The sequence below is a fragment of the Streptomyces lacaronensis genome (assembly GCF_047337785.1).
Taxonomy (GTDB): Bacteria; Actinomycetota; Actinomycetes; order Streptomycetales; family Streptomycetaceae; genus Streptomyces; species Streptomyces lycopersici.
On sequence record NZ_JBLHDK010000003.1, the window covers coordinates 10846192 to 10858414 of the forward strand.

At 72.2% G+C, this 12223-nt stretch carries 2 protein-coding genes; both read left to right on the plus strand.

From position 1 onward, the window contains the following. Positions 1-19 precede the first annotated feature (19 nt). Positions 20-6595, plus strand: coding sequence for a type I polyketide synthase (locus tag ACMTAK_RS46945; RefSeq protein ID WP_413811818.1), 6576 nt, complete (start codon positions 20-22; stop codon positions 6593-6595). Positions 6596-6676: 81 nt separating this feature from the next. Continuing rightward, complete coding sequence (locus ACMTAK_RS46950; protein WP_461773835.1) at positions 6677-12211, plus strand: type I polyketide synthase; 5535 nt, start codon at positions 6677-6679, stop codon at positions 12209-12211. Positions 12212-12223 lie beyond the last annotated feature (12 nt).

Consider the following 12223-nt stretch of genomic DNA (forward strand, 5'->3'; position numbering starts at 1 on the left):
GACTCGGTGGGAGGCAGTCATGAGCAGCAGCCAGAGCGAACAGATCGTCGACGCCCTGCGCGCCTCGCTGAAGGACAACGCCCGGCTGAAGCACGAGTACGACAAGGCGGTCGCGGCCACCTCCGCCCCCATCGCCATCATCGGGATGGCCTGCCGGCTGCCGGGCGGGCTGAGCACACCGGAAGACCTGTGGGAGCTGGTGTCCACCGGCGGTGACGGCATCTCCGGCTTTCCGGTGAACCGCGGCTGGGACCTGGACAACCTCTTCCACCCCGATCCGGACCACCCCGGCACCAGCTATGCCACGGAAGGGGGATTCCTGCACGACGCCGGTGAGTTCGACGCGGGCTTCTTCGGCATCTCGCCCCGGGAGGCCGTGGCGATGGACCCCCAGCAGCGGATCATGCTGGAGCTGTCCTGGGAGGTGTTCGAGCGCGCCGGGATCGACCCGACCAGCAAACGGGGCAAGGACGTCGGCGTCTACTCCGGTATCGCGTTCCACGACTACGGCTCCGGTCTCGCCGAGGTCCCCGAAGGGCTGGAGGGCTTCATCCTCACCGGTGGCGCGGGAAGTGTGCTGTCCGGACGGGTCTCCTACGCACTCGGCCTCGAAGGCCCCGCCGTGACGATCGACACGGCGTGCTCCTCGTCGCTGGTGGCGCTGCATCTGGCGGCGCAGGCGCTGCGGGCGGGTGAGTGCTCGATGGCGCTGGCCGGTGGCGTCACCGTGATGGCGGCCTCCGACGCCTTCGTGGGCTTCTCCCGCCAGCGCGGACTGGCCCCCGACGGCCGGTGCAAGGCATTCGCGGCCTCGGCGGACGGCACCGGATTCTCCGAGGGCGCCGGTGTGCTGCTGCTGGAGCGCCTGTCCGACGCCGTCGACGCGGGGCACCCGGTACTGGCGGTGGTGCGCGGCTCGGCGGTGAACCAGGACGGCGCCTCCAACGGCCTCACCGCGCCCAACGGCCCCTCACAGCGACGTGTCATCCGCCGGGCGCTGAGCAGCGCACGGCTGACGGGCGCCGATGTGGACGTGGTGGAGGCACACGGCACGGGTACGGCGCTGGGCGACCCCATCGAGGCGCAGGCCCTGCTGGCCACGTACGGCCGGGACCGCGACCGCCCGCTGTGGCTGGGGTCGGTGAAGTCCAACATCGGCCACACCCAGGCCGCCGCCGGTGCGGCCGGTGTGATCAAGATGGTGATGGCGCTGCGGCATGGCGTACTGCCCAAGACGCTGCATGTGGACGCGCCCACGCCCCAGGTGGACTGGTCGGCCGGTGCCGTGGAACTGCTGACCGGCGAACAGCCGTGGCCGGAGACGGGACGGCCGCGACGGGCCGCCGTATCGGGCTTCGGCATCAGCGGCACCAACGCCCATGTGATTCTCGAAGAGGCCCCGGCCCTCCAGCCCGGCGAACCCGGCCCCGCGACCGGTGCCACCGCGGAAACCAGCACCGCCGCCACCGAAGCGGCGCCGTCGTCACCACCGGGCCTGGACGGCGCCCCGGTGCTCAACGACGCCCCGGTGCCGCTTCTGGTGTCCGGACGGGGCGAGTCGGGGCTGCGCGCTCAGGCCCAGCGCCTGCTGTCGTACCTGGACGAACGCCCCGACGTGGCCCTGCCGGACCTCGGCTGGTCACTGGCCTCCGGACGCGCCGCGCTGGAGCAACGCGGTGTGGTGCTGGCCACCGACCGGGACGCGGCGCTGCGCGGCCTGGCCGCACTGGCCCGGAACGCACCCGCACCCGAGGTGATCCGCGGCACCGGCCCGGCCACCGGGCACATCGCCTTCGTCTTCCCCGGCCAGGGCTCGCAGTGGCAGGGCATGGCGGCCGAACTGCTCGCCTCCTCACCGGCGTTCGCCGCCCGGTTCGCCGAATGCGACGACGCGCTGGGCCGCCTCCTGGACTGGTCCGTCACCGAGGTGATCCAGGGGGCCGAGGGCGCGCCTTCCCTGGACCGGATCGAGATCCTGCAACCCGCGCTGTTCGCGGTGCACGTGTCCTTGGCGGCGGTGTGGGCGGCGGCCGGGGTCGAACCCGCGGCGGTGGTCGGCCACAGCCAAGGGGAGATCGCGGCGGCGTACGTGGCCGGGGCGCTGTCGCTGGAGGAGGCGGCCAGGATCGTGGTCCTGCGCAGCGCCCTGTTCGCCGAGGAACTGGTGGGCAAGGGCGCGGTGGCCTCGGTGGCGGTGTCGCCCGACGCGGTGGAGAAGCGGCTGGCGGACTGGGGCGAGCGACTGGTGATCGCCGGACGCAACGGCCCCTCGGCGGTGACCGTCGCGGGCGAGGTGGCCGCGCTGGAGGAGTTCGTGGCCGGCTGCAAGGCCGACGGGATCCGGGCGCAGCTGGTGGGCTCGACGGTGGCCTCGCACTGCGCCCAGGTCGATCCGTTGCGGGACCGCATCCTCGCGATGTTCGCCGACATCACCCCGCGCCGCGGCCACATCCCGTTCTACTCGACGGTCACCGGCGGTGTGCTGGACACCGGAGAACTGGACGCCGAGTACTGGTTCCGCAACGCGCGCCACCCGGTCGACTTCGAGGGCGCCGTCCATGAACTGCTCACCGACGGATTCGGCTTCTTCGTCGAGTCCAGCGCCCATCCCGTGCTGGTGACGGCCATGCAGCAGATGTTCGAGGAGGCCGGGGCCGACGCGGTGGCCGTGGGTTCCCTGCGGCGCGAAGAGGGCGGTGCGCGGCGGTTCCTGGCCTCCCTCGCCGAGGGCCATGTGGGCGGGCTGCCGGTGGACTGGGCCACGGTGTTCGCCGGTTCGGACCCGCGCCGGATCGATCTGCCCACGTACGCCTTCCAACGGCACCATTACTGGCTGGAGTCGAACGACACCTTCGGCGACGCGTCCGGGCTCGGCCTCGAACCGGCCCAGCACCCCCTGCTGGGCGCCGTCGCCGAAGTCCCCGAGTCCGGCGGGGTGTTGTTCACCTCCCGGCTGTCGCTGCGTACGCATCCGTGGCTGGCCGACCACGCGGCGGGGGGCACGGTGCTGCTGCCCGGGGCGGCGTTCGTGGAGCTGGCGGTGCGCGCCGGTGACGAGGTGGGCTGTGGTGTCGTCGAAGAGCTCGTCATCGAGGCACCGCTCACCCTGGCCGAGGGCGACGGCGCGCGCCTTCAGGTGTTCGTGGGCGAGGCGGGCGACTCCGGGCGGCGCCCGCTCTCCGTGCGCTCCCGCGCGGAGGGAAGTGGCCCGGGGGCGGCCTGGACACGGCACGCCACCGGTGTCCTGGCCCCGGCCGCCGTCGCCACCCCACCCGACACCGGCCTCACCCAGTGGCCACCGGCCGGGGCGGTCGCGGTGGACACCGAGCGGGTGTCCGAGGCGTACGAGGACATGGCGGCCGCCGGTTACGGCTACGGACCGGCCTTCCGGGGGCTGCGCGCGGTGTGGACCCGGGGCGAGGAGGTGTTCGCCGAGGTCACCCTGGCCGACGACCAGGGGCTCTCGGCGGATGGCTTCGGACTGCACCCGGTGCTGCTCGACTCCGCCATGCACGCGATCGCCTTCCGCGACCTCGGCGCCACCCAGGCCACGCTGGCGCTGCCGTTCGCCTACCGCGATGTCGCCCTGCACGCCGCCGGGGCCTCCGCGCTACGCGTCCACATCGCACCGAACGGCCCCGAGGAGGTGGCGCTCCAACTGGCGGACACCGGCGGCGCGGCCGTCGCCACCGTCGGATCGGTGGTGTCCCGGCCGGTGGCCACCGAACTGCTGCACACCGGCGCCGGCCCCACCCGGGAGTGGATGTTCCGCGTCGGCTGGGACGAGCTCCCGGCACCTTCGGCCGACACCCCGCCGGACACTCTCCACCCCGTACCGGTGGCGACCGCCGAGGACATCCGCGAACTGGCCGAGACGGCAGACCTGGGTGTGCCCGACGCGCTGCTCCTGGACCTGGCCGCCGACGGCCAGGAGCCGAGCGCGAGCGGCGTACGGGAGGTGACCGGCCGGGTACTGGAACTGCTCCAGACCTGGCTGGCCGCACCCGAACTCGAGGACACCCGGCTGCTCGTACTCACCCACGGCGCGGTGGCCGTGCACCACGACCGCGAGCTCACCGACCCCACCTCCGCCGCCGTATGCGGTCTGCTCCGGTCCGCCCAGGCCGAGAACCCCGGACGGATCACCCTGGTGGACACCGACCGGGCCCAGGCTTCCCTGGCCCTGCTGCCCGGCGTGTTCACCGGCGGAGAGCCGCAACTCGCCCTCCGCGACGGCATCCGCTACGCCCGCCGCCTCACCCGCGCGGACACCACGGGCGCGCTGGTCCCACCCGCGGGCGCGACGGCCTGGCGGCTCGAGCCCGGCACCGACGGCACCCTCGAAGGCCTGGCGCTGCGCCCCGCACCCGCCGCGCTGGAACCGCTGGCGGCCGGTCAGGTCCGGATCGAGGTCCGGGCCGCGGGACTGAACTTCCTGGACGTCCTGGTGGCGCTGGACATGAACCGGGTCGACGCCACCATCGGCAATGAGGGCTCCGGAGTGGTCACCGAGATCGGCCCCGGAGTGGCCGGGCTCACCGTGGGCGACCGGGTGATGGGGCTGTTCCCCGACGCCGTCGGCCCGCTGGCCGTGGCCGACCACCGCACCGTGGTCAGGATCCCGCACGACTGGTCCTTCCAGCAGGCCGCCACCGTGCCCATGGCGTTCCTCACCGCCTACTACGGGCTGCGCGACCTCGCCGGTCTGCGATCCGGTGAGTCCGTACTGATCCACGCCGCCGCCGGCGGCGTCGGCATGGCCGCCGCGCAGCTCGCCCGCCACTGGGGCGCCGAGGTGTTCGCCACCGCCGCCCCCGCCAAATGGGAAGCCGTACGCGCCACCGGGATCAGCGCGGAACGGCTCGGCAACTCGCGCACCGTGGACTTCGAATCCCGCTTCCTGGACGCCACTAAGGGCCGGGGCGTCGATGTGGTACTTGACAGCCTCGCCGGGGAGTTCGTGGACGCATCACTGCGGCTGCTGCCCCGAGGAGGCCGGTTCCTGGAGATGGGCAAGGCCGACCTGCGGAGCCCCGAGGAGGTCGCAGCCACCCATCCCGGCGTCTCCTACCAGGCGTTCTCCCTCTACGAGGCGGGCAACGACCGCATCGGGGAGATGCTGAGCGAACTGGTCGACCTGTTCGGCCGAGGAGCGTTGCACCCGCTGCCGCTGAACACCTGGGACGTACGCCACGCCCCGGCCGCCTTCCGCCACATGAGCCAGGGACGGCACATCGGCAAGAACGTGTTCACCCTGCCCCGCTTCCCCGACGCCACCGGCACCCTCCTGGTCACCGGCGGCACCGGGTCGCTGGGCCGCCTGGTGGCCCGGCGCATGGTCATCGAACACGGAATGCGCCACGTCGTCCTGGCGGGGCGGCGTGGCAGGGACGCCACGGGGATCCCCGAACTGGAGGACGAGCTCAGCGCGCTGGGCGCCACCGTGCGCACGGTGGCCTGTGACCTCGCCGACCGCGAGGCGGTGGCCGCACTGCTCGGCTCGATCCCCCAGGACACCCCGCTGACCGCCGTGGTGCACGCCGCCGGACTGCTGGACGACGGTGTGATCACCACCCTGACCCCGGAACGTCTGGACACGGTGTTCCGCCCCAAGGTGGACGCGGTGCTCAACCTGCACGAGCTGACCCGCGACCTCGACCTCGCCGCGTTCGTCCTCTTCTCCTCCGGGGCGGGCACCTTCGACTCCCCGGGCCAGGGCAACTACTCCGCCGCCAACGCCTTCCTCGACGCGCTCGCCCGCTACCGCCACGCCAACGGGCTGCCCGCCACCTCCCTCGCCTGGGGCCTGTGGGGGCAGGTAACCGACATGAGCGCGCACCTGGACGACTCCGACCAGCGGCGCATGGCCCAGGGCGGCATGCTCGCACTCTCCGTACCCGAGGGCATGGAGCTGTTCGACACCGCGTTGCGCGGCCCCGACACCGTACTGGTCCCCGCACACATGGACTTCGCCGCCCTGCGCACCCTGGCCGCCTCCGGCTCGCTGCCCGCACTGCTGCGCGCCCTCGTCCGCACCCCGCGCCGGGCCGTCGACAACGCGGCGGCGGACACGGACGACCTGGTGAGCAGGCTGGTCAGGGCAACCGCCGGCCAGCAGGAGAAGATTCTGCTCGACCTGGTCCAGCAGGAGGCCGCCGCCGTCCTCGGCCACGCCTCGGCCGACCTGATCGAACCCGACCAGCCCTTCAAGGAGATCGGCTTCGACTCACTCACCGCCGTGGAGCTGCGCAACCGGCTCTCCCGCCGGGCCGGGGTACGGCTGCCCGCCACGCTCATCTTCGACCACCCCGCCCCCGCGTCCCTCGCCCGCTACCTCCTGGCCGAACTGGGCCAGGAGGTCGACACCTCGGAGGTGCTGATGGCCGAGCTCGACACCGTGGCCACCACTCTGGCCGAGGTGACCCCCGACGCCACGACCCACGCCACGGTGCTGGCCCGCCTCCACCTGCTGGTCGAGCAGTGGGAGACCACGGCAGGCGCCACAGCCGCGGACCAGGACGAGGAGTTCGACGTGGACACCGCGACCGACGAGGCCATGTTCGAGCTCATCGACCGGGAGTTCGGCACCTCGTGACCGACCGGCCCCGCGCGACGACACCCCACATGCCGCCGACCCTCCAGCAGACGCCACCGTTTCCTTCGGGAGTGAACACTCATGGCAGATGACGGGAAGCTGCGCGACTACCTCAAGCGCGTGCTGGCGGACGCCCGCCGCTCCCAGAAGCGGGTCCGCGAGCTGGAGGCCGAGAAGACGGAGCCGATCGCGATCGTCGCGATGGCCTGCCGGCTTCCGGGCGGGGTGTCGTCCCCGGAGCAGCTGTGGGAGCTGGTGGTGCACGGGCGGGACGGGATCACCGGCTTCCCCGTGAACCGTGGTTGGGACTTGGGAGATCTGTTTCATCCGGACCCCGACCACCGGGGCACCAGCTATGTCCGTGAGGGCGGATTTCTGCATGACGCCGGGGAGTTCGACGCGGGCTTCTTCGGGATCTCCCCGCGCGAGGCGGTCACGATGGACCCGCAGCAGCGCATCATGCTCGAGCTCTCCTGGGAGGCGTTCGAAAGGGCGGGGATCGACCCGACCGCGTGGCGCGGCAAGGACGTCGGTGTCTTCTCCGGGTTCGCGGGCAGCGACTACGGAGCCGGGCTGCCGGAGCTGCCCGAGGCCCTGGAGAGCTATCTGATGACCTCCGACGCCGGAAGTGTGCTCTCCGGCCGGATCTCCTACACCTTCGGATTCGAGGGCCCCGCCGTCACGGTCGACACCGCGTGTTCCGCGTCCCTGGTGGCACTCCATCTGGCGGCGCGCGCCCTCCGGGCGGGGGACTGCTCGATGGCGCTGGCCGGTGGCGTCACCGTCCTGGGCACGCCCCGGGCGTTCATCGGCTTCTCGCGTCAGCGCGGACTCGCCGCCGACGCCCGCTGCAAGGCATTCGCCGCGGCGGCGGACGGCACCGGCTTCTCCGAGGGCGCGGGAGTGCTGCTGCTGGAGCGGCTGTCGGACGCGGAGCGGCTTGGCCATCGGGTGTTGGCGGTGGTGCGGGGCAGTGCGGTGAACCAGGACGGCGCGTCGAATGGGTTGACCGCCCCGAACGGTCCGTCGCAGCAGCGTGTCATCCGGCAGGCACTGGCCCATGCGCGCCTTGGTCCATCCGAAGTGGACGTGGTGGAGGCCCATGGGACCGGCACGGCGCTGGGCGACCCGATCGAGGCGCAGGCGCTGCTGGCCACGTACGGCCAGGGGCGACCGGAGGACCGCCCGCTGTGGCTGGGCTCGCTCAAGTCCAACATCGGCCATACCCAGGGCGCGGCGGGCGTGGCCGGGGTCATCAAGATGGTGATGGCGCTGCGGCATGAGGTATTGCCCAGGACGTTGCATGTGGATGAGCCTTCGCCACAGGTGGATTGGTCCTCGGGTGCGGTGGAACTGCTGACCGAGCGGCGGACGTGGCCTGAGGTGGGGCGTCCGCGCCGGGCGGGGGTGTCGGGCTTCGGGGTGAGCGGGACGAACGCCCACGTGATCCTGGAGCAGGCTCCGGAAGCGGCGGCTGAAGCGGCGCCGGTGGCGAAGGCTCCGGGGGGTGTGGTGCCGTTGGTGGTGTCGGGGCGAGGTGATGCGGGGTTGCGGGCCCAGGCGCGTCGGCTGCTGGACTTCGTCGAGGGCCACCCGGAGGTGGGGGTGCCGGAGCTGGGTGTCGCGTTGGGTTGTGGTCGGGCGGGGTTGTCGGATCGTGTGGTGGTGGTGGCGGGGGGCCGGGAGGAGGCGTTGGCGGGGTTGGGTGCGGTGGTGCGGGGTGAGTCGGGTGTGGGTGTGGTGTCGGGTTCGGTGGTGCGTGGTCGGTTGGGGGTGTTGTTCGCTGGTCAGGGGTGTCAGCGGGTGGGGATGGGGCGTGGGTTGTATGAGGCGTTTCCGGTGTTCCGGGAGGTCTTCGATGTGGTGTGTGAGGCGCTGGGCCGGGAGTTGGGTGCGGGTGGGGTGTCGGGTTCGGTGCGGGAGGTGGTGTTCGGGGACGGTGAGTTGTTGGAGCGGACGGTGTTTGCTCAGGCGGGGTTGTTCGCGGTGGAGACGGCGTTGTTCCGGTTGGTGGAGTCGTGGGGTGTGGTGCCGGATGTGGTGGGTGGGCATTCGGTGGGTGAGGTGGTGGCGGCGCATGTGGCGGGTGTGTTGTCGTTGGAGGATGCGGCGGTGTTGGTGGCGGCGCGGGGTCGGTTGATGGAGGGGTTGCCGGAGGGTGGGGCGATGGTGGCGGTGGGTGCGGGTGAGGAGCGGGTGCGTCCGTTGCTGGGGGAGGGGGTGGGTATCGCGGCGGTGAATGGTTCTGCGGCGGTGGTGCTTTCCGGTGATGAGGAGCCGGTGTTGCGGGTGGCGGAGGAGTTGTCGGGGCAGGGGTGTCGGACGAGGCGTCTGGCGGTTTCGCATGCGTTCCACTCCGCCCGTATGGAACCGATGCTGGAGGAGTTCCGGCGGGTGGTTGAGGGCCTCTCGTTCGCGGCCCCCGAGATTCCTCTGATGTCGAACGCGACCGGGGAGTTGGTGGATGCGGAGGTGGTGTGTTCGCCGGAGTACTGGGTGGAGCATGTGCGTTCGGCGGTGCGGTTCGCGGATGGTGTGCGGGCGCTTGCCGAGTACGGGGTGAGTACGTATCTGGAACTGGGCCCCGATGGCACGCTGTCCGCGATGGGCCGCGAGTGCCTGGACGACGGGCACGCCGCCTTCGTACCGGCCCTCCGTCGGGAGGGTGACGAGACCCGCGCCCTTGTCACGGCTCTGGCCACCTGCCATACGCGTGGCGTGCATGTGGACTGGGCGACCGTGCTGGGCGGAACGCATACCGGTTCGGTCGATCTGCCGACGTACGCCTTCCAGCGGGAGCACTACTGGCTGATGGGGGAGCGGCGAGCGGTGGGTGATGTGGCGTCCGCGGGCTTGGTGGGCGTCGGGCATCCGTTGTTGGGTGCGGTGATGGAGGTGCCGGGGTCGGGTGAGGTGTTGTTCACCTCGCGGTTGTCGTTGGGGTCTCATCCGTGGCTGGCTGATCATGTGGCCGCGGGTGTGGTGTTGTTGCCGGGGGCGGCGTTTGTGGAGTTGGTGGTGCGGGCCGGTGATGAGGTCGGGTGCGGTGGGGTGGAGGAGCTGGTGATGGAGGCTCCGCTGGTGTTGGCGGAGAGCGGGGCGGTACAGGTGCGGGTGAGTGTGGCGGAGGCCGATGAGGGCGGTCGGCGTGTGGTGCGGGTGTATTCGCGGGCGGAGGAAGCGGGCGTGGGCACTGCGTGGGTGCGGCATGCGAGCGGGACGTTGCGGCCTGCGGAGGGGGTCTCCGCTCCTGATGTGGGGCTGTCGGTGTGGCCTCCGGCGGGTGCGGTGGCGGTGGATCCGGGGGAAGTGGAGGGCTTGTATGACGGTCTGGAGCGGGCCGGGTATCGGTATGGGCCGGTGTTCCAGGGGGTGCGGGCGGCCTGGCGGCTGGATGGCGCGGTGTACGCGGAAGTGGCCCTGCCGGAGGAACATCGGGCCCAGGCGGCGGGGTTCGGGCTGCATCCGGCACTCCTCGACGCGGCCCTGCACGCCGCCGCGTTCCAGCACCGTGCGGAGCGTGCCGACCAGCGGACGGCGTTGCCCTTCGTCTGGCGCGATGTGGCGCTGTACGCCACAGGTGCCATGGCCTTACGGGTACGGGTGCTGCCCGCCGGAGGGGACACCCTGACGCTGGAGTTGGCCGATGAGACCGGCGCCCCGGTGGCCTCGGTGGGTTCGATGGTGTCCCGCCCGGTCGAGCCCGGGCAGTTCAAGACCCCATCGACGCATGACCGTCTGCTCCGCCCCGGATGGGAGGAGACGGCGCCGGCGCCGGACGGCACCCCACTGGGCGCGGTGCGGGTGGCCACGGCCGAGGATGTGCGCGCGCTGGCCGAGCGAGGTGACCGGTTCGACGCCGTGACGGTCGAGGTGGCCGAGACCGGAAGTGTGCGCGAGCTGACCAGCCGGGTACTGGAAGTCGTCCAGGCGTGGTCGACCGAACCCGTGCTGGACGGCACGCGGATGGTCGTGCTGACCACGGGCGCGGTCGCCGTCGATCCGGGCGAGCCGGTCGACCCCGCGATTGCCGCCGTATGGGGGCTGGTCGGCACCGCGCAGTCGGAGAACACCGGCCGGATCCTGCTGCTGGACGTCGACAACGAGCCGTCCTCGTACGCGACGCTGAGCACCCTCGTCCCCGCCCTGTTCGCCGCCGACGAGACCCAGGCCGCGGTCCGCGCCGGAGCGTGCTTCCTACGGCGGCTCACCCGGGTGGTGGAACCGCCCGAGGCCGGAGTGGGCGGTGTGGACGTGGGTGGGACGGTGTTGGTCACGGGCGGCACGGGGGCGTTGGGCGCGGTGGTGGCGCGGCATCTGGTGGCGGTGCATGGAGTGCGGAGTCTGGTGTTGGCGAGTCGGAGCGGGCCTGGGGCGCCCGGTGCCGCGGAGTTGGAGGCGGAGCTGGTGGGAGCGGGGGCGCGGGTGCGGATCGTCGCGTGTGATGTGGCGGAGCGGGGTGCGGTGGCCGGGCTGCTGGATGCCGTTCCCGGGGATGTTCCGTTGTCGGCGGTGGTGCATACGGCCGGTGTTCTGGATGACGGTGTGCTGACGGCGTTGACTCCGGAGCGTATGGACGCGGTGTTCCGGCCGAAGGTGGACGGGGCGTTCCATCTGCATGAGCTGACCCGGGACCTGGACCTCTCCGCCTTCGTCCTCTTCTCCTCCGCCGCCGGCACCTTCGGCAGCTCCGGCCAGGGCAACTACGCCGCCGCCAATGCCTACCTCGACGCGCTGGCACAGCACCGCGTCGCCCAAGGGCTTCCCGCGCTCTCCCTCGGCTGGGGCATGTGGTCCCAGGACACGGGGATGACCGCGCAGCTCGGCGACACCGACCACCGCCGACTGGCGCGCGACGGACTCGCGGCGCTGACCTCGGCCGAGGGCATGGAGCTCTTCGACACCGCGCTGCGCACGCGCGAACCCACGGTCCTCCCCATCAAACTGGACCTCGGCGCACTGCGGGCCCAGGCCGCCACCGGTGCGGTGCCGCCACTGTTGCGCGGGCTGGTCCCCCAGCCCCGGCGGAGCCGGCAGAAGGCACAGTCGGCGCATGCGCACGACGCCAAGGCGCTCACTGTGCGACTGGCCGGGGCGGGCCCCGCGGACCGGCAGGCGATCCTGCTCGACCTGGTCCGGGGGGAGGCGGCGTATGTGCTCGGTTACGCCTCGGTCGGCCGTATCGGCGCCGAGGCGGCCTTCACCGACGTCGGCTTCGACTCGCTCACGGCGATCGAGCTACGGGACCGGCTCCTCGCCCGTACCGGGCTGCGACTCCCCGCCACGTTCGCCTTCGACTTCCCCACGCCCCTCGCCCTGGCGGACCACCTGGACACCCGCCTGGGCGCCGAGGCCACGCAGGACCCGGTGCTGGCCGAAGTGGCGAGGCTCGAAGAACTGGTGGCCGGCCGGCCACCGGACGGTGCCAAGAACACGGGCGCCGCCGCCCGGCTCCGGGCGCTGGCGGCCAAACTCAGCACCGATGCCCCCGGGCCGGCCGGAGGCGCCGACATCGAAGCGACGCTCGAGGCGGCGTCGGTCGACGACGTACTGGCCTTCATCGACGACGAGTTCGGAATCGTGGACCCGGCGGATTCCGACCGCGCCTACGAGTGAAGGGAAAGGTGA

Bases quoted from the DNA above. Each gene is read 5' to 3' on its own strand.
- ACMTAK_RS46945 (WP_413811818.1), top strand. From the start codon at position 20: ATGAGCAGCAGCCAGAGCGAACAGATCGTCGACGCCCTGCGCGCCTCG.
- ACMTAK_RS46950 (WP_461773835.1), top strand. From the start codon at position 6,677: ATGGCAGATGACGGGAAGCTGCGCGACTACCTCAAGCGCGTGCTGGCG.